Below are 23,042 nucleotides of genomic sequence, written 5' to 3' on the forward strand. Positions count from 1 at the left end.
CCGATCCGGCTCCCCTCCCCACACCCGAACTCAGCTCTTCTCCGTCAGCTCATTCGTGTCCGCTCTCGCCGTCGGCCTTCATCGGTTCCCGGCGTTCGAGACGGAAAATGCGGATCCGCCGTTCGATGCGCTCCTGGTAGACGGCGTACGGCGGCCAGAACCGCAGCAGTTCCCGCCAGGCCTCCTCCCGCTCGTCCCCGGCCAACTGCCGCGCCCTCACGGGAATGTCCCGCCCTCGGTAACTGATCCACGCCTCCGGGTGCCTGCGCAGATTGACGGTCCACGCGGGGTGACCCGGCTTCCCGAAGTTGCTGCCCACCAGCAGCCAGCTCCCGCGCTCCTCCTCGGGCATGCACGCCAGCGGCGTACGCCGCCGCTGCCCGCTCCTGGCGCCCGTCGAGGTCAGTACGACTCCGGGCAGCAGTTGGGTGCTGAGCATCGTCCGCCCGCCCGACAGCCGGTGCACGGCCCGGTCCAGCACCGGCACCACGTGCGGGGCGATTCGGGCGAAAGCCCTGGTGGACGACGTCTTCTGGACCAGCTTCAAGCCGCTCTTCCCGGCCATCGGACAGCGCCCACCTCTCCCTCTCGTTCGTCCCGCCGTTCGTCCCTGCGTTCGTGCCCGCGTCCGTGTTCGGCTTCGCGCTCTTCCCCGCGTGCCCCCTCGCCCGGCCCGAACAGCGCCGCACGATCCGCCGCACACGCCCGCAGCCGGTGCACGGGGCCGAACAGCAGCTCGTCACCGGCCGCGCGCTTGAAGTACAGGTGCGCCTCGTGCTCCCAGGTGAAACCCACACCGCCGTGCAGCTGCACCGCCTCGGCTGCGGCCGAACCCAGCGCCTCCAGCGCCTGGCCCAGCGCCGTCCCACCCGCCGTGGCGGCCTCGCCGTCCTGATCGAGCGGCTTCGGCCCGTCGGCGGCCCAGGCCGCGTAGTACGCCGCCGAGCGTGCCGCCTGCACCTGCACGTAGACGTCCGCCAGCCGGTGCCGTACCGCCTGGAACGAGCCGATGGGTCGCCCGAACTGCTCACGCACCTTGACGTACTCGACGGTACGGGCCAGGGCGCCGTCCGCGGCTCCCACGGCCTCGGCCGCCAGGAGGGCGGCCACCCGTGGCCCGGCCGACGCGAGTTCGTGAGCCATGTCGCCACCGGGTTCACCGGCGCGCTCCCCGTCGCGTGTGTCGGCGCGCTCCCCGTCGTTGCCACCCAGCCGGATCGCCTTCACGTCCCGCAGTTGCGCGCGTGCGACGGGGCGCGTCTCGTCCAGTGCTGTCCGCCGGGTACGCACAAGGCCGTCCGCGGCGCCGTCGACCAGGAAGAGCAGCGTGCGGCTGCGTGTGAAACCGCCCGTGTGCGCGGCGACCAGCAGCAGCCCTGCACTGTGGCCGCCGAGCACCTGGTCCACCTCCCCGTACAGCCGCCAGCCCGCTCCCCCGCCGGCTGTGCGGTACGCCGCCTGGACGCCGCCCGCGCGCCCACCGCCCGCCCACCCGGGGCCGGGGCCGGGCGCGGTGAGACCGAGCGCCGAGGAGAGAGCGCTGCCCGGTACGGCGAGGGCCGCGGTCAGCTCGCCGGAGGCGAGGCGGGGCAGCAGTCGGGCACGCTGGTCCGCGCTGCCGAGCCGGACGAGGAGCGGGGCCGCGAGCGCGACCGTGGGCAGCAGTGGCGAGGGCAGCAGGGTGCGGCCCGCCTCCTCGAAGGCGAGGGCGAGTTCGACGGTGCCGCAGCCGGTCCCGCCGTATCTCTCGGGCAGCGCCAGGCCGGGCAGCCCGAGCTGCCGGGCGAGGGCGTTCCACAGGGCCGTGTCGTATCCCTCCGGGGTCCGCACGGCCGCCTTGACCTCGTCGGGCCTGCAGCGTCGTGCCAGCAGGTCTCGTACGGTGCGCCGTATCTCGTTCTGCTCCTCGGTGAACGCGGTGTCCATCCGCGGTGCCTCCTCACGGCCATGACGCGGCACGGCACAGCAAGCTGACGGAGCGTCATATTAGGGACCGCGGCGCGGGAAGCCCAGACCCGTGCACTCTGCCTCACCGACCAGAACTGATGTACCGTCAGTTCCATGCCGGTCGCCGCGTCCGCCCGTAGTCCGCACCACACCGGCCGCCGCGTCGCGGTCGCCGGGGTGGCACTCTGCGACGCCGGGACGACGGGCCCGGCGAGCACGGAGACGGCCGACGCGGAGACGGCCCGCGCGGAGGCGGCGACGCCGTACGCGCTGCACGCGCAGGCAGCGCGCCGCGCCCTGGCCGACGCCGGGTGCGACCGCTCCCAGGTGGACGGGCTCGCCTCCGCCGGACTGGGCACCCTGGCGCCGGTGGAGGTCGCCGAATATCTGGGGCTGCGCCCCACCTGGGTCGACTCGACCTCCGTCGGCGGGGCCACCTGGGAAGTGATGGCCGCACACGCGGCCGACGCCATCGCACAGGGCCGGGCCGACACCGTGCTGCTCGTCTACGGCGCGACCCCACGCGCCGACCTCAAGGCCCGCCGCCGTACCGCCGACCTCTCCTTCGGAGCGCGCGGCCCCCTCCAGTTCGAGGTGCCGTACGGGCACACGCTCATCGCCAAGTACGCGATGGCGGCCCGCCGGCACATGCACCAGTACGGCACCACTCCCGAACAGCTCGCCCAGGTCGCCGTACAGGCCCGCGCCAACGCCGCGGCGAACCCGGAAGCCTTCCGCCGGGAGCCGATCACCGTGGACGACGTGCTGTCCGGGCCGATGATCGCCGACCCCTTCACCAAGTTGCACTGCTGCATCCGCTCGGACGGCGGCTGTGCCGTACTGCTGGTGGCCGAGGACCGGGTGGCGGACCTGGCCACCGAACCGGTGTGGATCCTCGGCTCGGGCACGGCGGTCTCCCATACGACGATGTCCGAGTGGGAGGACTTCACCGTCTCGCCCGCGGCCGTCTCCGGGCGTGCGGCCTTCGCACACGCCGGTGTCACCCCGCACGACATCGACCTGGCGCAGATCTACGACGCCTTCACCTACATGACCTTGGTGACGCTGGAGGATCTCGGCTTCTGCGCCAAGGGCGAGGGCGGCGCGTTCGTCCAGGACGGGCGGCTGCTGCGGGACGGCGCACTTCCGGTGAACACCGACGGCGGCGGCCTGTCCGCCTGCCACCCGGGGATGCGGGGTCTGTTCCTGCTCGTCGAGGCGGTACGCCAGCTGCGCGGCGAGGCCGGCGAGGGGCGGCAGGTCCGCCGACGGGACGGCACACTGCCCGAACTGGCCGTCGCCTCGGGAACGGGCGGCTGGTTCTGCTCGTCGGGCACGGTGGTGCTGGGACGCGGGTGAGGGGGTGAAGGGGTGAAGGTGCGTGACGCCCCGGGCGGTCAGAACCGCTGGTACATGATGTGCAGCCCCACGTATCCGTGCTTCGGGTGCTGGAAGCCCTCCTCCAGCGTGGCGACGATCTCGAAGCCGAGCGATTTCCACAGCGCGACGGCGCCCGTGTTGGTCTCCACGACAGCGTTGAACTGCATCGCCCGATAGCCCTCCCCCTTCGCCCACTCCAGCACGTGCGCGCCCAGGGCCCGGCCGACGCCCTTGCCGCTGCGGTCCGGGTCGACCATGAAGCTCGCCCCGGCGATGTGCGAGGCGCCACCCATGTGGTTCGGGTTCATCTTCGCCGAGCCCAGCACGGTGCCGTCGTCGTCCACGGCCACGACGGTGCGGCCAGGCGGTGGGAGCATCCAGGTCCGGCGGGCGGCGGGCTCGGCCATGTCGCGGGGGTAGGTGTAGGTCTCCCCCGCTTCGACGATGCGCCGGAAGAAGGGCCAGATGGCGGGCCAGTCGGCCTCGGTGGCTGTTCGGATCTGCACGGGCCCAGCATGCGCGACACCGGCCCCGTCCCGCCAGCGACTATCGCATGGCGGGCCGGAAGACCGGGACGACCGGCTCCTGGGCGCTCCGGCCGCCCTCCGCCCGGAACGCGACCCGCAGCTCCATCCCCACCCGTAGCTCCTCGGAGGGACAGTCGATGATCTCCGTCATCATGCGCGGCCCTTCCGCGAGCTCCACCACGGCGGCGACATACGGGACGCGCGCCCCGAACGGCGGCAGATCGTTGCGGTGGACGACGGACCAGGTGTAGAGCGTGGCGCGCCCGTCGGCCTCCTCCCAGCCGACGTCCTCGCTCCAGCAGTACGGGCAGAACTCGCGCGGGTAGTGGTGCGCGGCGCCGCAGCCTGCCGCGTGACAGCGGCGCACCAGCAGCCGCCCCTCGGCCGCCGCCTGCCAGTACGGGGCGGTGAACGCGTCGATGTCGGGCAGATCGAACCGCTGCTGTGCCGACGCTCCGCCCATGGGGCCCCCTCACCGGGCCGGACCGGACCGACCACACCTGACGCCTTGTCAGTTCTAGGCGCTTCCGCGTACGCCCGCAAGAGCCGGCGCACCGACCTAGGATTGTCGTCATGCCCATGTCCGACAGCGGCACACCTGTCCACATCGTCGGGGCCGGTCCGGGAGGACTGGCCACGGCCGCGGCCCTGCGGGAGCGCGGTATCAGCGCCGTCGTACTGGAGCGGACCGACGCGGTCGGCTCCTCCTGGCGCAGCCACTACGACCGGCTACGGCTGCACACCGCCCGGGTCCACTCCTCGCTGCCCGGCCTGCCCATCCCCCGCGCGTACGGACGCTGGGTCCGCCGGGCCGATCTGGTGCGCTACCTGGAGCAGTACGCGGCACACCACCGCATCGAGGTGGCCACCGGCGTCGAGGTGCACCGGCTGGAGCGGGCCGACGACGAGGAGGGCGCCCCGGGCCCGGAGGGAGCACAGGGCGCGCCGGATGCGCACGAGGCGCAGGGCGCGCCGGGAACGCGCGAGGCGCAGGGCGCGCGATGGGTGCTGCACGCCAACGGGGGGCGGCGGCTGCTCGCACCCGCCGTGGTCATGGCCACCGGCTACAACCACACCCCGTACCTGCCCGACTGGCCCGGTCGCGACGGTTTCACCGGCGAACTGCTGCACGCCTCCCGCTACCGCTCCCCCGCCCCCTACGCGGGCCGCGACGTACTCGTGGTGGGCGCGGGGAACACCGGCGCGGAGATCGCCGCGGATCTGGCGGAGGGCGGCGCCGGGCGCGTCCGCCTCGCCGTCCGGACACCTCCGCACATCCTGCGCCGCTCCACCCTGGGCTGGCCCTCGCAGCGCAGCGCGATTCTGTGCCGGAGGCTGCCGGTGCGGCTGGTGGACCGGATGGCGGCGCAACTGACCAAGCTGTCGGTCCCAGACCTGGCCCCCTACGGACTGCCGCGCCCCGACGCCGGCCTGTACACGCGGGCACGCGAGGGCGCCATCCCGGTACTGGACGCGGGGCTGGTGGAAGCGGTCCGGCAGGGAAAGGTCGAACCGGTGGCCGCCGTCGCCTCGTTCGAGGACGGCAAGGTGTTGCTGACGGACGGGGAAACGGTGACCCCTGAGGTCGTCATCGCCGCGACCGGGTACCGACGCGGCCTGGAGGACCTGGTCGGCCACCTTGGCGTGCTCGACCCCCGGGGCGTGCCCCGCGTGCACGGTCGCCGCACCCATCCCGCCGCACCCGGCCTCTTCTTCACCGGATTCTCCAACCCCCTCAGCGGCGGTCTCCGCGAACTCGCCCTCGAAGCCCGGCGGATAGCCAAGGCGGTGGCCCGCTCGGCGGGCTGAAGCCGAACGCGCGACAGCACGGCCCCGCCACCTCCGCCGGGCGGCGGTCCGGGCTCGCCGCAGGGTTCCTGACGCCCCGTCAATTCAGTAACCTGACAGGGCGTCAGTTCCTGCGAGGCGCCAGCCCCAGGTAGGCCACCACACGGGAGTGGGCGAGAGAAGATGCTCGGATCGACTCACGGGACCCTCACCATGACTTCCCGCTCCGCCCGGGTGCTGGCCTGCGGCGAGCGGGCCGGCGGCGGCACCGTGCACGGCAGGGCCGACGACACCGCCGTCGAACTCGACGTCAGCGGGCGTCCGCTGCACGCACCGGTGCCCGACCTGGACCGGTTCTTCCGCCCGGAGGCCGTGGCCGTCGTCGGCGCCTCGGACACCGAGGGGCGGGCCAACACGGGCATCACACGCCAATTGCTGGCCTGGGCCGACCGGGTCGGCGCGCGGGTGCACCCCGTGCACCCCAGCCGCCGCGAGGTCTTCGGACTGCCCTGTGCCCCCACCGTCGCCGCACTGCCCGAGCCGGTGGACGTGGCCGTACTGCTCGTCGCGGACCCGCTGCCGGTCGTCGAGCAGCTCGCCGACACCAAGACCAGGTTCGCCGTCGCCTTCGCCTCCGGATTCGCCGAGACGGGCGAGGAGGGCGCGGCGGCGCAGACCAGGCTCGCCGAGGCCGCCGCACGCTCCGGGGTCCGGCTGCTGGGGCCGAACACCAACCTCAACGCCTTCGAGCGGTTCCGCGACGATCTCGACGGACCCGCCATCGCTCTGATCACACAGTCGGGCCACCAGGGGCGCCCCCTGTTCGCGTTGCAGGAGCTGGGCATCCGGCTCTCGCACTGGGCGCCGACCGGCAACGAGGCGGATCTGGAGACGGCCGACTTCCTCTCCTACTTCGCCACCCTGCCCGAGGTCGGGGTCGTCGCCGCGTATCTGGAAGGGCTCAAGGACGGCCGGGGCTTTCTGCTGGCGGCCGACCGTGCGGCGCGCAACGGCGTCCCCGTCGTCGCCGTGAAGGTGGGCCGCACCCGGGCCGGTGCGCGTACCGCCGCCTCGCACACCGGGAAGCTGACCGGAGCGGACGCCACGGTCGACGCGGCGATGCGGCAGTTCGGCGTCATCCGCGTCACCGGGCTGGACGAGCTGCAGGACACCGCCACACTGCTGGCCCGTGCCCGCCCGCCGCAGGCCGAGGGAGTGGCCGTCTACGCCATATCCGGCGGCACCGGCGCCCACTTCGCCGACCTGGCCACCGCCGAGGGGCTGAGCCTGCCGACTCTCCCGGCGCGGAAGCAGGACGAACTGCACCAGTGGATCCCGGAATACCTCTCCGTCGCCAACCCCGTCGACAACGGCGGCCACCCGGTGGGCGACTGGCGCGGCCGCAAGATCATCGACGCGATACTGGCCGACCCGGACATCGGCGTTCTCATCTGCCCCATCACCGGGCCCTTCCCCCCGATGAGCGACAAACTGGCCCACGACCTGGTGGCCGCGGCCGAGGAGACGGACAAGCTGGTCTGTGTCGTATGGGGCTCTCCCGTCGGCACCGAGGACGCCTACCGGCACACCTTGCTGGGCTCCTCCCGGGTGGTGACCTTCCGTACGTTCGGCAACTGCGTGCGGGCCGTCCGCGCCTACCTCGACCACCACCGCTTCAGCCGCGCCTACCGCTCTCCCTTCGACGAGGCGCCCCGCACCCCCTCCCCCTCGCTGCGCAAGGCGCGGGCGCTGCTGCACCCGGGCCGGCAGCTGAGCGAGCACGCGGGCAAGCAACTGCTGCGCGCCTACGGGATCCGCGTGCCGCGCGAGCAACTGTGCACCAGCGCGGCAGGCGCGGTGCGCGCGGCGGCGCAGGTCGGCTACCCGGTCGTCATGAAGGCATCGGCGCCACAGCTGGCGCACAAGAGCGAATACGGTCTCGTCCGCCTCGGGCTGACCTCCGCCAGCCAGGTACGGGACACCTACCGCGAGCTGACGGAGATCGCCCGCGCCGAGGGCATCGAGCTGGAGGGCGTGCTGGTGTGCCAGCTGGTCGACCCGGGCGTGGAGATGGCCGTCGGTATCACCCAGGACGAGCTGTTCGGGCCGACGGTGACGGTGGGGCTGGGCGGCGTTCTGATCGAGGTGCTGCGGGACGTCGCCGTGCGGGTCCCGCCGTTCGGTGAGGACCAGGCGCGCGCGATGCTCGGCGAACTGCGGGGCGCCGCGCTGCTGCACGGCGTACGCGGCAGGCCGCCGGCCGACACCGACGCGCTCGTGGAGGTCGTGCTGCGGGTGCAGCGGATGGCGCTGGAGCTGGCCGCGAACGGCTCGGGGAACGGTGGTGGGCTGGCGGAGCTGGACATCAATCCGCTGGTCGTCCTGGAGCGCGGGCAGGGCGCGGTGGCACTCGACGCGCTGGCGGTCTGCCCCTGACCCCGCCGCGCACCGGCGCCGCCACCGCGCTGAACGAAGCCGCGCCCCTGAACGAAGCCGCGTCGCTGATCGGAGCTGCATCGTGCCGTCCTTCCCCCGTGACACGTCCGCCGAGAAACCGCTCGCGGCCCCGGACGAGTCCCTGGAAAAAGTTGTAGCGCAGGCCACTGACAACGCCGTCTCGTGGATCGTCCTGGACCGCCCCCACGCGAGGAACGCGCTCACCTGGGAGCAGCGCGAGCGGCTCATCGCCCTGCTGGCCGACGCCTCGGCGGATCCGGGGGTGCGGGCCGTGGTGCTCACCGGGCGGGGCCGCGGGTTCTGCGCGGGCGCGGACCTCAAGGGCGCCCCCGGTGGCGAGCGCGTCGCGGGTGATGTGGCCCGCACTCTCGAACGCGGGGCGCAGCGGCTGGTCGCGGCCGTGCTGGACTGCGAGAAGCCGGTGCTCGCGGCGGTCAACGGCACGGCGGCGGGGCTCGGCTGCCACCTCGCGCTCGCCTGCGATCTCGTACTGGCCGCAGAAGAGGCGTCGTTCACGGAGGTCTTCGTACGCCGCGGACTGGTGCCGGACGGCGGCGGGGCCTATCTGCTGCCCAGGCTGATCGGCCCGCAGCGGGCGAAGGAACTGATGTTCTTCGGGGACGCGCTGTCCGCCGCGGATGCCGAGCGGCTCGGTCTGGTCAACCGGGTCGTGCCCGCCGAGGCGCTGGAAAGGACGGCGGGGGCCTGGGCCGAGCGGCTGGCGGCCGGGCCGACCCGCGCCCTGGCGCTGACCAAGCGGCTGGTCAACTCCTCCCTGGACGAGGACCGGGCGGCTGCCTTCTGCGCCGAGGCGTGGGCACAGGAGATCAACATGACGACTCGGGACGCACGGGAGGGCGTGGCCTCGTTCGTCGAGCGGCGCCCACCGGATTTCGAGGGGCGGTAGCCGCGCCGTGGTTACGCTGGAGTTGCCGACGCGCGGGCGGACGGCGGTACAGGGGCGAACGGAACTTCCGAACTGACGAGGCATCAGGTGGAATGAATCCATGATGGGACACGCTGGAATGGCAGCCACCGCGGTGCGCTATCTGCGCGCCGCCGGCGCACAGTCCGCCCACGCCACGGGTGGCACCGGGCGGGACGCACGGCACGGCACCGGGCCGGTGGCGGAGCCCGGCGCACTTCCGCGGCCCGACCTGCGCGCCGTACGCGAGGACGAGCGCGCCCCCGTCGACCCGGCCCACTTCCGGCGCGTGCTGGGCGGCTTCGCCTCCGGTGTGACGGTGGTGACCGCGCCGGCGACCGAGGCGGAGGCGAGCCCCGCCGGGTTCGCCTGTCAGTCCTTCGCCTCCCTCTCGCTGGAGCCGCCCCTCGTCTCGTTCATGGTGGGCCGCACCTCCACCAGCTGGCCCCGCATCGCCCGCGCGGGCGTCTTCTGCGTGAACGTACTCGCGGCCGGCCAGGGCGAGCTGTGCCGTGCCTTCGCGGTGAGCGGCGCCGACAAGTTCGCCGGGGTCTCCCACCGCCCGACGCCGGTCACGGGCTCTCCGCTGCTGGAAGGCGTGGCGGCGTGGATCGACTGCGAGATCCACGCGGTGCACACCGGAGGCGACCACCTCATCGTCGTCGGCCGGGTGCGCGCGCTGGGAGCGGCCGAGGACGACCGCGACCCGTTGGTCTTCCACCGGGGGCGCCTCGGCACCTTCACTCCCACGGATGCCGAAAGCTGAGATCCGGCCCCGGCCGTCCGCCCAGGGGCGCGCTCACGCCGAGTGCACCTGCAGCCCCGTACGGCCGGGGGCGAGCTCGGGGCGCAGCACCAGGTCGGCGTCGTAGTCACCGCCCGCCTCGTACCGGAAGGGCAGCGGCGCGAGTGCGTCCAGATTCCGCAGCCGCTCACGCAGTTCCTCCTGGCGCTCCTTGACGTCCGCCTCCGTCGACCGATCGGCGCCGTAGACGACGAACGGCGGCAGCGCCGCCATGCCCGTGTACCAGAACGTGCCGTGGTGCACCGGGAAGAGCACGTCCTCCACGTACCCGTGGATGCCTCGTGGGCCGAAGCTGGAGGGCCGGGCCCCGACCGAGGTGACGACCATGGCGCGCTTGCCCGCCAGCCCGCCGTCCCCGTAGCGGCGGGTGCGGCCCTCCGCGTCCTGCACGCCGAACGCGAAGCCCTGCACCAGCACCCGGTCGAACCAGCCCTTGAGGATGGCGGGCGGGCCGAACCACCACAGCGGGAAGTGGAAGACCAGGGTGTCGGCCCACTCGATCTTCTCCTGCTCGGCCCGGATGTCCCGGGAGAGCTCCCCGGTGCGGTACGCGTGCTCCTGCGCGTCCCCGACCAGCAGCCGGTCCTCGGGCCGCTCCCGGGCGGGGAAGTCCGCACCGTCGACGACCGGCTTCCAGCCCATGGCGTACAGGTCGGACTCGCGCACCTGGTGGCCGGCTTCCCGCAGTGCGGCGACCCCGGTGTCGCGCAGTGCGGCGTTGAGGGAACGGGCTTCCGGGTGGGCGAAAATCCACAGTGTCTTCATGCCACTGATCGTGTGCCCACACGGACCGTGAAACGAGTGGCCGGAAGGTCCACTAGTGCAAGATTCTGGCCAGCTACTCCGGCCGGGTCGGGTCCGGTGCCCGGCGCCGCACCACCAGCGCCATCAGCGCCGCCGTCGCACACAGCACCCCCGTACCGGTCCACGCCAGGTCGTACGTCCCCGTAGCGTCCCGTACGAGCCCCGCCAGGAAGGCGATCAGCGAGGCACCGGCCTGGTGCGAGGCGAGCACCCAGCCGAAGACGACCGCACCGTCCGTCCCGAAGTGCTCCCTGCACAGCGCCATCGTGGGCGGCACGGTGGCCACCCAGTCGAGCCCGTAGAAGACGATGAAGAAGAGCATCGGCGGCTGCACACTCGCGGCGAACAGCATCGGCAGCACCAGCAGCGACAGCCCGCGCAGTCCGTAGTAGACGGCCAGCAGCCGCCGCGCGTCGAACCGGTCGGTCAGCCAGCCGGAACAGACCGTGCCCACCAGGTCGAGCACCCCGATGGCGGCCAGCAGGGAGGCGGCGACGGGAACGGCCATCCCGTGGTCGTGCGCGGCGGGCACGAAGTGCGTGCTCATCAGTCCGTTGGAGGAGGCGCCGCAGATCGCGAAAGTTCCGGCCAGCAGCCAGAAGACCCGGGTACGGGCGGCGTCCCGCAGCACCGACAGAGTGCGCCGCAGCGCGCCTGTCACATCCGCCTCGGGCCTCGTGTAGTCCGCCCCGGCACCGTACGGGCGCAGCCCCACGTCCTCGGGGTGGTCCCGCAGCAGCCACACCACCAGCGGCACCACGGCGAGCGCGGCGCAGCACACCACCAGCGAGGCGGTACGCCAGCCGGGCCCCTCCACCAGCAGCGCCACCAGGGGGAGGAAGACCAGCTGCCCGGTGGCGCTGCCGGCCGTCAGGATGCCGCTGACCAGACCGCGCCGGGCGACGAACCAACGGTTGGCCACCGTGGCGGCGAAAGCGAGCGCCATGGAGCCCGAACCGATGCCCACCAGCAGCCCCCAGCAGAGCACCAGTTGCCACTCGCTGGTCATGAAGACGGTCAGTCCGCTGCCCGCCGAGATCAACAGCAGCGCCACCGTGACGACCTGGCGTATCCCGTAGCGCTCCATCAGTGCCGAGGCGAACGGAGCGGTGAGTCCGTACAGCAGCACGTTCAGCCCGACGGCGAACGAGATGGTGCCGTGCGACCAGCCGAACTCCTGGTGCAGCGGCTCGATGAAAACGCTGGGTGTCGCCCGGAAGCCGGCCGCCCCCACCAGCGCGACGAAGCACACCAGGGCGACCCACCAGGCGCGGTGCACCCGCGGTGCGGCCGGGCGCGCCGTCGCGGAGGGCGCTTCGGCGGACTGCGGCTCTTGGCAGCTCGCGCCGTCCTTCCCGGACGGCTGCGGGGAAAGGGTCTCTGTCACGCGCATCAGCCTGCGGTGCGGTGCAGGGCGGAGCGAGTGGCTTGAAGGCCACCATGTGCGAGGATCGGGCCATGGCCGTTTTCACCCGCCCCGGGCTGCACAGGGTCGCCGTCCTGGTGCGGCACGGTCTGCTGCCGATCGAGCTGGGCATCCCGCACGCCCTGATGGGCAGGGCCCGGTCGACCACCGGTGAGCCGCTGTACGAGGTCATCACCTGCGCCGTCACACCTGGTGCGATCCGCACGGAGGGCGACTTCACGGTCAATGTGGAGCACGGGACCGAGGCGCTGGCCGAGGCGGACACCGTGATCGTCCCGGCCGCGCACGACCGCGACGAACCCTACGACCGCGGCGCGATGAGCCCCGGGCTCGGCGCCGCCTTCGCGCGCATCCGTCCTGACGCACGGGTCGCGTCCATCTGCACGGGCGCCTTCGTACTGGCCGCCGCCGGGCTGCTGGACGGCAAACGGGCCACCACCCACTGGCGGGCCACTGAGCGCTTCCAGCGCCTCTTCCCGAGTGTCCGGCTCGACTCGGACGTGCTCTACGTCGACGAGGGCTCCGTCCTCACCTCGGCGGGCATCGCCTCCGGCGTCGACCTGTGTCTGCACATGATCCGCCGCGACCACGGCGCGGCCGTCGCCAACGCGGTCGCCCGGACCACTGTCGTACCGCCGCACCGCGACGGCGGGCAGGCCCAGTTCATCCGCCGCCCCGTCCCCGAGCCCAGCCGCTCCTCCACCGGAGCCGCCCGCGCCTGGGCCCTGCGCCACCTCGACCGCCCCCTGACCCTGCGCGAACTGGCCGAACGCGAGTCCATGAGCGTCCGCACCTTCACCCGCCGCTTCCGCGAAGAGGTCGGGGTGAGCCCTCAGCAGTGGCTCACCCGGCAGCGCATCGAACGCGTCCGCCAGTTGCTGGAGGAGAGCGATCTGTCCGTCGAGCAGATCGCCGCCCGCGCCGGATTCGGCTCCGCGTCGACCTTGCGGATGCACTTCCAGGCGGTCCTGGGTGTCTCACCGAGCGCCTACCGTCGTACGTTCCGCACGGACAGCACGGCGGGTGCTGACGGCGGTCCGCCACGGACGCCGGCATGAGCGCGGAAAGAGGGTCGGTGACGGCGCGGACGAAGGAGTCGGAGATGGCCGGCAGGGCGAGGGTTTTCGTGCATCCAGGGCGGCACCGGGTCGCGGTACTGGTCAGGCACGGAGTGATTCCGATGGAGCTCGGCCTGGTGCACCAGGTGTTCGGCCGCGCGGCGACCCCGGAGGGAGAGCCGCTGTACGACGTGGTCACCTGTGCCGTCGATCCGGGAGCTGTCCGCACGGACGCCGATTTCCCCATCCATGTCGCGCACGGCACCGAGGCGCTGGCGGAGGCCGACACGGTGGTCGTTCCGGCCACCCACGAGCCGGACGAGACGGAGACCGAGGGCACCCTGCCCGAACCGCTCCGGCAGGCGCTGGCCCGGATCCGTCCCGGTGCACGGGTCGCGTCCATCTGCACGGGCGCCTTCGTACTGGCCGCCGCCGGACTGCTGGACGGCAAACGGGCGACGACGCACTGGATGTCCACCGACAGCTTCCGCGCGCTGTATCCGGCCGTGCGGCTGGACCCCGACGTGCTCTACGTGGACGAGGGCGCCGTCCTCACCTCCGCGGGCGAGGCAGCCGGGATCGACCTGTGTCTGCACATCGTGCGGGAGGACCACGGCGCGGCCGTCGCCAACGCGGTGGCACGGCGCACTGTCGTACCGCCCCATCGGGACGGCGGGCAGGCCCAGTTCATCCGCCGCCCCGTCCCCGAGCCCAGGCTCTCCTCCACCGGAGCCGCCCGCGCCTGGGCCCTGCGCCACCTCGACCGCCCCCTGACCCTGCGCGAACTGGCCGATCGCGAGTCCATGAGCGTCCGCACCTTCACCCGCCGCTTCCGCGAAGAGGTCGGCGTCACCCCGCTGCGCTGGCTCAACCAGCAGCGCATCGAACGGGCCCGCCACCTGCTGGAGGAGACGGACCTGGCCGTCGAACGCATCGCCGCCCAGGCCGGCTTCGGTACGGCGGCCTCCCTGCGCCAGCACTTCCAGGCGGCCCTCGGTGTCTCCCCCCGCGCCTACCGCCGCACGTTCCGCGCGGAGGCCCAGGGCGCGGCAGCATAGGGAGACCGACGGCAGACAGGCCGACCGCGCCCCATGGAGGCAACGGACGGCAGGCAGACCGACCCGCGCCGCCGAGCGCGGCGTCCGACAACCGCCAGCCCTTACGCCGCCTGGCGAGCGACGCTGTCGGCATGACACACCACGCTTCTTCCCCGCCGCCGGACCAGGCGGTCCCCTCCCCGATGGACCCTGAGGCGGTGCTCACCGGCATGTACGCGGCCGAGGTGGAGTATCTGGCCGCAGGCGGTCCGGGGACGGCGTCGTTCGCCCCGCTGGCCCCCTTCTTCGCTCCCGATGTCGTTCTCCACCAGGCCGACGGGCTGCCCTACGGCGGCACCTGGCACGGCCACGCGGGCATGGAGCGGTTCTTCCTGGAGATGAGCCGCGTGTGGGAGTCGTTCGACATCACGCAGCAGGAATTTCTTGCCACTGGCGCGACGCCGGTCGTACTCAGCCGGATCCACGCACGCGCACGTGCCACCGGTCGGGAGATCGTGTTCCCCATCCTGCAAACGATCACCGTCAGGGACGGGCGGATCGCCGAAGTCCGTCCGTTCTACTGGGACACTGCGGCGATTGCCGCAGCGTGCGCTCCATCGGCGGCCTGATTCGGGCTCGCCGCCTAGAAAGTGAGCACCGCGCGGGCCACACGTCCGTGGTGCGCGTCCTCTGCCGCTGCCTCGAACTCCTCGATCGGATAGGTGCGGGTGACCAGTTCATCCAGCAGCAGGCGCCCCTGCCGGTACAGGTCCGCGTACAGCGCGATGTCGTTGGGCGGGCGGGAGGAGCCGTATCGGCAGCCCAGGATGGACTTGTCCAGGAACAGCGCGGCGGGCAGGAAGACCGCCTCCGCGTCGGTCGGCGGCATCCCCAGCAGCACGGCTTGACCGCGCCGGTCGAGGAGGTCGACCGCCTGCCGTACCAGCGCTGTGCTGCCGACGCACTCGAAGGTGTGCGCTGCACCGTCCGGCAGGATCTCTTTGACGGCGGCGACTGTTCCTCCCTGGCAGTCGGCCCACGAGGCGTCCACGAAGTGCGTGGCGCCGAACTGCCGGGCCGCCGTCTCCTTGCCCGGGTCGGCATCGACGGCGACGATCGGGGCCGCACCCGCGATCCGGGCACCCTGCAGCACATTGAGCCCGACGCCGCCTACGCCGATCACCACCACGGACTCGCCCTGCCCGACCCCGGCCCGGTTGAGCACGGCGCCGACGCCGGTCAGCACGGCGCAGCCGATGAGGGCCGCGCAGCTGAGGGGGATGTCGTCGGGTACCGGGGTGGCCTGGACGGCCTTGACGAGCGTCCGTTCGGCGAAGGCCGAGTTGGCGGCGAAGTTGTACAGCGGCCTGCCGCCGCGGGTGAAGGGCTGCTCGGGCCTGCCGATGGTCTGTCGGCACATGGTGGGGCGCCCCCGCGCGCACTGGGGGCAGGCGCCGCAGTTCGCGATGGTGGACAGCGCCACATGGTCCCCGGGCGTCACATGCACCACGCCCTCTCCGACGGCTTCGACGACGCCGGCGCCCTCATGGCCGAGAACGACGGGCCGCGGGAACGGGATCGTCCCGTCGATGACGGACAGATCGCTGTGGCACAGCCCGGCCGCCCGGATGCCGACGAGCACTTCGCCGGGGCCGGGCGGCCGGATCTCCAGGTCGTCGACGACCTCGGCCCGCGCGCCCTGCAGAATCACACCTCTCATACCGCTCCCGCTCCCCTCGCCTCACTCGTCACGACGGCCAGACGATCGACTGCAACTCGCTGTAGGCGTGCAGCCCGAACGAGCCGCCGTCGCGGCCGACTCCGGACTCCTTGAAGCCGCCGAACGGCGTCTCGGGGTGCCGTTGCACGGTGTTGATGCCGACGTTGCCGCTGCGCAGCCGGGCCGCCAGTCGCCAGGCGCGCCCCGTATCACCGCTGAACACGTAGTCGTAGAGGCCGTAGGGGGTGCTGTTGGCGAGGCGTACGGCCTCGTCCTCGTCCGCGAACCGCAGCACCACGACCACGGGCCCGAACAGCTCCTCGCGCGCCACGGTCATCTCCGGCGTCACGTCCGTGATCAGTGTCGGCGCGACATAGAAGCCGGTGGCGGGCCGCGTGGGCCGTACGCCCCCCACCACTACCGTCGCGCCCTGCTCGCGAGCGCCGTCGATGTACGCCTCGACGCGGTCGCGCTGGGCGGCGGAGATCACCGGGCCGACCACGGTGCGCTCGTTGGTGGGATCGCCGAGTGTCAGTGCGGACGCGTACTGTGAAAGGGCAGTCACGAACTCGTCGTGGAGCGAGTCGTGTACGAGCACACGCGTCGGTGCCGTGCAGATCTGGCCGCTGTGGAAGGTCCAGGTCGAGGCGACCGAGCCCAGTGCTGCTTCGCGGACCCCGCCGACCGCGTCGTCCAGCACCAAAGCCGCACCCTTTCCACCCAGTTCCATGAGGGTGCGCTTCATTCCCCGTCCCGCGTTCCCGGCGATCTCCTTTCCCACGGAGGTGGAGCCAGTGAAACTGATCATGTCGACGTCCGGGTGTGCCACCAGGGCCTCACCCGGCGCGGAGCCCGAGCCGGTGACCACGTTGTAGAGCCCGTCCGGCAGCCCCGCCTCCTTCAGCAGCGGGCCCAGCTCCAGGCAGCTGAGCGGATCCTGCGGCGCGGGCTTGCAGACCACGGCGTTGCCCATGGCCAGCGCGGGCGCGACCTTGCCCGCGAGGTTGACCACGGGGAAGTTGTAGGACGTGATGCAGCCGACCACACCGACGGGGCGTCGAACGGCGGCGGCGCCGATCAGCCCGCCCGGGGCCAGGGCGCTGGGCCCCACGGGCTGCGGTGCCAGGGGCACGGTGTCCGGCTCCAGCGCGCCGCGCGCGTAGCGGCGGAAGCGGTCAGCAGCAGTGGGCAGTTGCATTCCGCGTGCGACCTTGAGGGTGGCACCGGTCTCGGCCTGCAGGAGCGGTACGAGTGCGGGACCGCGCTCGGTCAGGAGCTCGGCGATCCGCTCCAGCACCCGGGAGCGCTCGCGCGGGTCCGTGGCGGCCCAGGCCTCCTGCGCGGCCTGTGCCGCGGCGACGGCGGCGGCCACGTCCGCGGCATCCGCTTCGGGGGCCTCACCGACCAGCAGCTCGGTGGCCGGATCGATGACCGGGTAGTGGCCGTGCGCCGGGCGGCGCCAGTCGCCGCCGATCCAGTTCCGGTAGGCCCTGGGCGGCTGAACGGGGTCGTGCGCCGCGTTCCTGTGCGGTGTGCGCGTCGTGCTGGGTTCCGGCGTCACCTGCGTGCCTCTCTCGGCAGGCCCAGCACCTGCTGGGCGAGGATGTCGCGCTGGATCTCGTCCGAGCCGCCGTAGATGGTGTCGGCGCGGGTGAACAGGAAAAGCCGCTGCAGGGCGTCGAGTTCGTAGGGCCGGTGCGGCGTCCAGTCGTACGGGCCGAGCGCGGCGTCGGCCCCGCGCACCTGCATCGCCAGCTCGCCGAGTCGTTGGTGCCAGCGCCCCCACAGCAGTTTGGCGACGCTGGGCGCCCCCGGCACGGCCCCTTCGCCCGTGCCCCTGCCGTTGCCGTTGCCGTTGCCGTTGCCGTTGCCGCCGAGGGTGCGCAGGGCGTGCCAGCGCATCGTCCGCAGCTCGGCCCATGCCCGCACGAGCCGGTCGCGGAGCACCGGGTCGCGCTCGACGGCACCGCCACGCACCGCGAGGCGCAGCACACGGTCGAGTTCGGCGGCGAAGCCGATCTGCTGGGCGAGGGTGGACACGCCGCGCTCCAGCGCCAGCAGACAAGTGGCGACCCGCCAGCCGTCGCCCTCGGCACCCACCCGGTGATCGGCGTCGGCACGTGCGCCGTCGAACAGGACCTCGTTGAACTCCCGCGTGCCCGACATCTGCCGGATGGGCCGGACCTCGACGCGGCCCGGCTGGTCCATCGGCACCAACAGGAAGGAGAGCCCCCGGTGGCCGCCCGTGCCCTGCTCGGTGCGCGCGAGGACGAAGCACCAGTCGGCTTCGTGGGCCAGAGACGTCCAGATCTTCCGGCCGGTGACGCGGTACCCCCCGGCGCCGTTGCCTGCCCCGGGGTCCCGGACGGCGGCGGTGCGTACGGCCGCCAGGTCGGACCCGGCGTCCGGCTCGCTGTAGCCCTGGCACCACAGTTCCTCGCCGCGGGCGATGGCGGGCAGGAAGCGGTTGCGCTGCTCATCGGTGCCGTGGGAGAGGAGGGTGGGTGCGAGCAGGTTCTCGCCGATGTGGCCGACCCGGGCGGGGGCGCCCGCGCGGGCGTACTCCTCCGCCCAGACGACCTGTTGGGTGAGGGTGGCGGCGCGGTTGCCGTAGCTGCCGCGGCTGCGCTCCCAGCCGATGCCGACCCAGCCCCCTTGGCCCAGCTCGCGCTCCCAGCGGCGGCGGACGTCGGTGGCCTGGTGCTCGCTGCCGGGCCCGCCCTGACCGGCGACGGAGGCGAAGTCGCCGACGAGGTGGTCGTGCAGCCACTGGCGGGCCCGCGCCCTGAACTCCTCGTCCTCGCGGGTGAAGCCGAAGTCCACACGTCCCCCTCTCCGCTCCTCGGTCGGGCCGGGCCCGTCCCGAGGTCCTGGGTGTCGGCTCATGCGTTGGGGCGGTCCTTGCGGGCGGCGGCCGCGGCCATCTCCTTGAGCCGCTCCAGCAGGGGCATCGGGTCCTGGCCGACGGTGCCGGGCAGGTGGTCGGCGAGTTGCTGCGGTGTCCAGGAGCCGTCGGCGTAGGCGGCCCGCAGTTCCCGGGGCTGCGCCCACACGGCGACCTTGGGCCCTGCGACGGTGTAGACCTGCCCGGTGATCTCCTGCTGTCCGGCGTGGTCGCTCAGCAGATAGACGACGAGGGGGGCGACGTCCTCCGGTTCGCCGATCTCCGTCAGCTCCGTGGGCACGTTGGCGGACATCCGGGTGCGGGCCACGGGCGCGACGGCGTTGGCGGTCACGCCGTACTTGTGCAGACCGAGCGCCGCGCTGCGGACGAGGGAGATGATGCCGCCCTTGGCCGCCGCGTAGTTCGCCTGGGAGACGGAGCCCTGGTGGTTGCCGCTGGTGAAGCCGATGAGGGCACCGCGGCGTTGGCTGCGCATGACGGTGCTCGCGGCGCGGAAGACGGTGAAGGTTCCCTTGAGGTGGGTGGCCAGTACGGGGTCCCACTCCTCCTCGGTCATGTTGAACAGCATGCGTTCGCGCAGGATCCCGGCCGCGCAGACCGCTCCGTCGAGGCGGCCGTACCGGGCGAGGGCGGTGTCCACGACGCGCTGCCCGCCGGCCATGGTGGAGATGTCGTCGGCGACCGCCACGGCCCGGCCGCCCGCCGCCGTGATCTCCTTCACCACGGCCTCGGCTATCTCGCTGCGCGGCTCGCCGCCGTCGACACTGACGCCGTAGTCGTTGACGACGACCGCGGCTCCCTCGTCCGCGCAGGCCAGCGCCACCGCACGGCCGATACCGCGACCGGCCCCGGTGACGGCGACGACCTTCCCGGCCAGGAAATTCCCCACGTCCGGCCCCCTCCCAACGAATCTGACGACCCGTTAGATTCTTGAGCAGGCACCGCCCGAACACAAGGCCCCGTGCGGCCTCCGCAGGCGGCGCCACTCCTACCGACCGTCCCGGGAGGACCGATGACCGTTCCCGCGCAGCACCCCGAGTTCGCACAGATCGCCGCGCGGGTGAACAACTGGGGCCGCTGGGGCGCGGAGGACGAGATCGGCACCCTCAACCTCGTGACGGACGCGGTGGTGCGGGAGGCGGCAGCCACCGTGACCACCGGGCGCCGCGTCCCGCTCGCCCTCCCGCTCCAGCAGGACGGGGTGCAGACCGGGATGATCCCCGGACGGGTGAACCCGCTGCACACGATGGTCGCGCTCAACTTGGAGATGTTCGGTCCCGGGACGGTCGCCACCAACGACGACGCCGTCACCATGGGCCTGCAGGCGGCCACCCACTGGGACGGCCTCGCCCATGTCTCACACGGGGGCCGGCTCTACAACGGCCGCCCCGCCGCCACGGTCACCGCGCACGGCGGCGCGGCGTTCAGCGGCATCGACAAGAGCCGCACAGTGGTCTCCCGCGGCGTCCTGCTGGATGTGGCGCGCGCCCGCGGCGAGGAGCGGCTGGCGGGCGACCACGCGGTGAGCCCCGAAGATCTCGACGCGGCGGAGGAGTTCGCGGGCACGCGGGTACGGGCCGGAGACATCGTGCTCGTCCGCACCGGGCAGCTGCGCCGCTACCTCGCCGGCGACAAGAGCGGCTACGCCTACCCCTCCCCCGGCCTGTCCCTGCGCACACCCGCCTGGTTCCATGCCCGCGACGTGGCCGCCGTGGCCAACGACACCCTCACCTTCGAGATCGTCCCGCCGGAGGTGGAGAACCTCTGGCTGCCCGTGCACGCCCTGCACCTGGTGGAGATGGGGATGCTCCAGGGCCAGAACTGGAACCTGGAGGAGCTTTCGACAGCCTGCGCGCACGAGGGCCGCTACGCCTTCCTGCTGACGGCACAGCCCGAGCCCTTCACGGGCGGCACGGGCGCCCCGGTGGCGCCTGTGGCCGTGCTGTGAGCGCCGTGAACCGGGCAGGACGGGTGGCGGTGCGCCCTTGCGCGCCCCGAGCACGGCACGGCGTACCGCCACCCCACTCCGGCGCTCGGGGGGCCTGCCCTCGGACGGAGGTCGGCGCCGGACCGCGACCCGCACTCGTCGAGGAACCTCAGGCACCTCGTCGTCCCCTCACGACGAATCGCTCCACCCAAGGGTGATCAAACCGACACGAGACGTCAACACCTGGTCTGGACTTTGGGGGCTTTGCCCCTATTGCCCGGCGCGCGGTCAACCGAACGCGCCAGCACCGGCCCCCGCCACGTTGACGCGCGCACGCGCGTTCGCACCGGCGCGCACGTCTCCGTTCGCGCGGACCTCGCCACGGTCACCCGCCTCCCGGTCGGCGGCCGGGACGGCCCCCGGGGTGGCCGGCAGTGGTGCGGTGTCCAGCTCGCACCACACCCGCTTGCCGCCGGGTTCGTGCTCCCAACCCCAGCGGTCGGCCAGGCCCGAGACGAGTTCGAGGCCGCGCCCACCGGTGTCCTCGCCCTCCGCCTGACGGCGGCGCGGCGCACGGCTGCTCGCGTCGGCGACCTCGACCCGTACCGACCCGACCGCCTCGTGCGCGGTCCCGCCGCCGCATCGCCGCGGCAGCAGCATGCACAGCACGGCCGGACAGCCGGTGTGCACCACCGCATTGGTGACGAGTTCCGAGATCAGCAGAATCAGCGTCTCGGAAAGGGACTCGTCGGCGTCCACTCCTGCTCCCGCCAGCCGGGCCCTGGCCCACCTCCGGGCGCGCCCCACCTCCGTCGGATCGGATCCGATCTCCAACTGCTCCAGAAGCACCTGCACCGCTCACACCATCCGAACTGGCGGACACATCGCCTCGCGTCTCCATGTAGTCACGGATTGTGACTCCAGCGAGAACAGCATGGTTGACTCATAGTGATGCCAACAAGCGCTTCAGGCATATTCCGGCGCAAAGGAGTAGACGCACGGCATACTGTGCGACGCCGAGCGCGGGGACTCGAACGACCGACCCTGAATCTCGTGGACACCCTCTTGTTCCTTGGTCATCGGGGCCGTCGCCGTCTGACGACACGACCCGCGCCTTCTGCCGGCGGCCCGCCGCCACCGGGGCCGCCGCACTCGCGCCCAGGGAGCGTACCGGAGTGGAATGCGATCTTCCGCTCGTGGTGGTCACTGGACGCAGCCAAGACGCCCATAACGCTGCGTAATCAGCCTCAATGGCTTTCCCGGATCAATACCGCATTCACCGACAAATGGGCTGCAGGAGTGCTGAGGCCAATCGCTCCTCACCGGCCACAGCAGTCCGCCACTGCTCCGCCCGCAACCACGCACGTTTCAGATGCAGATGGACATCGGCCTCCCAGGTGAAGCCCATCCCGCCGTGCACCTGCAGACAGTCGCGCGCGTTGCCCACGGCCGCGGTGTCGGCGAGGAGCTTCGCCGCGCTGATCTCCTCGTCGTCCGCGGTGACGGCCGCCGCGTAAACCACACTTCTGGCCGTTTCCGAACGGACCAGCATCTCCGCGCACAGATGCTGCACGGCCTGGAAGGCACCGATCGGCCGACCGAACTGCTCGCGCTCGCGCGCGTACCCGACCGCCAGCTCCAGCGTGCGGCATGCGCTGCCGAGCTGCAGCGCAGCGGTCAGCAGTGCCGCCTCCCCGCGCAGCACCTCCGCGCTCACGCCGCCCAGCCGTCCGCCACCCCCACCTGTCGTACCGCCCCCGTCGTCCGGGGGCTGCCCGGGCAGCAGTCCGCGCACCCGGTGCAGCGGTGAGAGCGGGTCCACCGACCGCATCGGCTCGGCGACCAGCTGCCCGGGCACCAGCACCCGCACCGGACAGCCCTCTCCCGCCCCCGTCCCGTACCCCTCCCCCAGCGCCAATACCGCGCCTGCCGCGGCCAGGTGCTCGACCAGCGGTGCCGCCCCACCGTCCGGGCGCGGCTCCTCCTCCAGCGCTGTCACCACCACCGAACCGTCCGCCGCCCCCGCCACCAGCCCCGCGCCGCCCGCCAGGTGGCTCGCGACCAGAGGGCCGGGCAGCAGCGCCCGTCCCGCCTCCTCGAACAGCAGCACCGCCTCGGGCAGGCCCAGGCCGACACCGCCCGCGCTCTGCGGCGCCCGGAGCGCGAACAGCCCCGCCTCCCCCAGCTCGCGCCACAGACGGCCGTCGACGACCTGCTGTTGCTCGGCGCCGTCCACCGCGGCCCGCAGTGCTTGGCGCCCGAACCGCGCCGCCAGCAGTTCGCGCATACCGCGCCGCAGCGCCTCCTGGTCCGCTGTCAGCCTGAAGTCCATCCGG

At 72.7% G+C, this 23,042-nt stretch carries 21 protein-coding genes; 9 read left to right on the forward strand and 12 right to left on the reverse strand.

What is annotated here, in order from left to right; all coding sequences use genetic code 11:
* Window positions 1–49: 49 nt before the first annotated feature.
* On the reverse strand, window positions 50–565 hold the full coding sequence (locus JW613_RS15880; RefSeq protein ID WP_209211456.1) for a nitroreductase/quinone reductase family protein: 516 nt from the start codon (window positions 563–565) through the stop codon (window positions 50–52).
* Window positions 544–1,926, reverse strand: a complete 1,383-nt coding sequence (locus JW613_RS15885) for an acyl-CoA dehydrogenase family protein (protein ID WP_209211457.1) — start codon at window positions 1,924–1,926, stop codon at window positions 544–546. The genes JW613_RS15880 and JW613_RS15885 overlap by 22 nt, the downstream gene beginning before the upstream one ends.
* 135 nt (window positions 1,927–2,061) lie before the next feature.
* Between JW613_RS15885 and JW613_RS15890 the strand changes: the two genes are divergently transcribed.
* Window positions 2,062–3,306 carry a thiolase C-terminal domain-containing protein gene (locus JW613_RS15890; RefSeq protein WP_209211458.1) on the forward strand — a complete coding sequence of 415 codons (1,245 nt, stop codon included), beginning with the start codon at window positions 2,062–2,064 and terminating at the stop codon, window positions 3,304–3,306.
* A 38-nt stretch (window positions 3,307–3,344) separates the two neighbouring features.
* On the opposite strand, the gene JW613_RS15895 is transcribed toward JW613_RS15890, so the two are convergent.
* Both JW613_RS15895 and JW613_RS15900 read right to left on the reverse strand, forming a co-directional pair.
* Window positions 3,345–3,833, reverse strand: a complete 489-nt coding sequence (locus JW613_RS15895; protein WP_209211459.1) for a GNAT family N-acetyltransferase — start codon at window positions 3,831–3,833, stop codon at window positions 3,345–3,347.
* A 40-nt stretch (window positions 3,834–3,873) separates the two neighbouring features.
* Window positions 3,874–4,317 (reverse strand): Zn-ribbon domain-containing OB-fold protein, encoded by a 444-nt coding sequence (locus JW613_RS15900; RefSeq protein WP_209211460.1) that lies wholly within the window; start codon window positions 4,315–4,317, stop codon window positions 3,874–3,876.
* Between the two features lie 116 nt (window positions 4,318–4,433).
* On the opposite strand from JW613_RS15900, the gene JW613_RS15905 reads away from it, so the two are divergent.
* The 4 genes from JW613_RS15905 to JW613_RS15920 all read left to right on the forward strand — a co-directional run bounded on the left by JW613_RS15905 (window position 4,434) and on the right by JW613_RS15920 (window position 9,790).
* The gene (locus JW613_RS15905; protein WP_209211509.1) at window positions 4,434–5,663 is read left to right on the forward strand and encodes a flavin-containing monooxygenase; all 1,230 of its coding nucleotides are present in this window, start codon (window positions 4,434–4,436) and stop codon (window positions 5,661–5,663) included.
* Window positions 5,664–5,825: 162 nt separating this feature from the next.
* Window positions 5,826–8,078, forward strand: coding sequence for an acetate--CoA ligase family protein (locus tag JW613_RS15910; protein WP_209211461.1), 2,253 nt, complete (start codon window positions 5,826–5,828; stop codon window positions 8,076–8,078).
* Window positions 8,079–8,220: 142 nt separating this feature from the next.
* Window positions 8,221–9,006 (forward strand): enoyl-CoA hydratase/isomerase family protein, encoded by a 786-nt coding sequence (locus JW613_RS15915; protein ID WP_245225783.1) that lies wholly within the window; start codon window positions 8,221–8,223, stop codon window positions 9,004–9,006.
* 118 nt (window positions 9,007–9,124) lie between these two features.
* Complete coding sequence (locus JW613_RS15920) at window positions 9,125–9,790, forward strand: flavin reductase family protein (protein ID WP_209211463.1); 666 nt, start codon at window positions 9,125–9,127, stop codon at window positions 9,788–9,790.
* A gap of 33 nt (window positions 9,791–9,823) precedes the next feature.
* On the opposite strand, the gene JW613_RS15925 is transcribed toward JW613_RS15920, so the two are convergent.
* Window positions 9,824–10,594, reverse strand: a complete 771-nt coding sequence (locus JW613_RS15925; RefSeq protein WP_209211464.1) for an NAD(P)H-dependent oxidoreductase — start codon at window positions 10,592–10,594, stop codon at window positions 9,824–9,826.
* A 73-nt stretch (window positions 10,595–10,667) separates the two neighbouring features.
* A complete protein-coding gene (locus JW613_RS15930; protein ID WP_209211465.1) occupies window positions 10,668–12,026 on the reverse strand; it encodes an MFS transporter in 1,359 nt (452 codons plus the stop codon).
* Window positions 12,027–12,091: 65 nt separating this feature from the next.
* Here JW613_RS15930 and JW613_RS15935 point away from each other — a divergent pair, with 65 nt between their 5' ends.
* From JW613_RS15935 to JW613_RS15945, 3 genes are all read left to right on the forward strand, one after another.
* Window positions 12,092–13,117 carry a GlxA family transcriptional regulator gene (locus tag JW613_RS15935; RefSeq protein ID WP_209211466.1) on the forward strand — a complete coding sequence of 342 codons (1,026 nt, stop codon included), beginning with the start codon at window positions 12,092–12,094 and terminating at the stop codon, window positions 13,115–13,117.
* A gap of 44 nt (window positions 13,118–13,161) precedes the next feature.
* On the forward strand, window positions 13,162–14,175 hold the full coding sequence (locus JW613_RS15940; protein ID WP_209211510.1) for a GlxA family transcriptional regulator: 1,014 nt from the start codon (window positions 13,162–13,164) through the stop codon (window positions 14,173–14,175).
* A gap of 131 nt (window positions 14,176–14,306) precedes the next feature.
* Entirely contained in the window at window positions 14,307–14,783 is a 477-nt protein-coding gene (locus tag JW613_RS15945; protein ID WP_372447948.1) for a nuclear transport factor 2 family protein, read from the forward strand.
* Between the two features lie 14 nt (window positions 14,784–14,797).
* On the opposite strand, the gene JW613_RS15950 is transcribed toward JW613_RS15945, so the two are convergent.
* The 4 genes from JW613_RS15950 to JW613_RS15965 form a co-directional block, all read right to left on the reverse strand.
* Window positions 14,798–15,874 carry an alcohol dehydrogenase catalytic domain-containing protein gene (locus tag JW613_RS15950; RefSeq protein ID WP_209211467.1) on the reverse strand — a complete coding sequence of 359 codons (1,077 nt, stop codon included), beginning with the start codon at window positions 15,872–15,874 and terminating at the stop codon, window positions 14,798–14,800.
* 28 nt (window positions 15,875–15,902) lie between these two features.
* Complete coding sequence (locus JW613_RS15955; RefSeq protein WP_307865919.1) at window positions 15,903–17,348, reverse strand: aldehyde dehydrogenase family protein; 1,446 nt, start codon at window positions 17,346–17,348, stop codon at window positions 15,903–15,905.
* A gap of 83 nt (window positions 17,349–17,431) precedes the next feature.
* A complete protein-coding gene (locus JW613_RS15960; RefSeq protein ID WP_209211469.1) occupies window positions 17,432–18,697 on the reverse strand; it encodes an acyl-CoA dehydrogenase family protein in 1,266 nt (421 codons plus the stop codon).
* Window positions 18,698–18,756: 59 nt separating this feature from the next.
* The gene (locus JW613_RS15965) at window positions 18,757–19,668 is read right to left on the reverse strand and encodes an SDR family NAD(P)-dependent oxidoreductase (RefSeq protein ID WP_209211470.1); all 912 of its coding nucleotides are present in this window, start codon (window positions 19,666–19,668) and stop codon (window positions 18,757–18,759) included.
* 123 nt (window positions 19,669–19,791) lie between these two features.
* On the opposite strand from JW613_RS15965, the gene JW613_RS15970 reads away from it, so the two are divergent.
* Window positions 19,792–20,727, forward strand: a complete 936-nt coding sequence (locus JW613_RS15970; RefSeq protein WP_209211471.1) for a cyclase family protein — start codon at window positions 19,792–19,794, stop codon at window positions 20,725–20,727.
* Between the two features lie 267 nt (window positions 20,728–20,994).
* Here JW613_RS15970 and JW613_RS15975 read toward each other — a convergent pair whose 3' ends face one another.
* Both JW613_RS15975 and JW613_RS15980 read right to left on the reverse strand, forming a co-directional pair.
* Window positions 20,995–21,561 (reverse strand): ATP-binding protein, encoded by a 567-nt coding sequence (locus JW613_RS15975; protein WP_209211472.1) that lies wholly within the window; start codon window positions 21,559–21,561, stop codon window positions 20,995–20,997.
* A gap of 421 nt (window positions 21,562–21,982) precedes the next feature.
* Entirely contained in the window at window positions 21,983–23,038 is a 1,056-nt protein-coding gene (locus JW613_RS15980) for an acyl-CoA dehydrogenase family protein (protein WP_209211473.1), read from the reverse strand.
* Between the last annotated feature and the right edge of the window lie 4 nt (window positions 23,039–23,042).

This window comes from Streptomyces smyrnaeus (genome assembly GCF_017676345.1).
Lineage (GTDB): Bacteria > Actinomycetota > Actinomycetes > Streptomycetales > Streptomycetaceae > Streptomyces > Streptomyces smyrnaeus.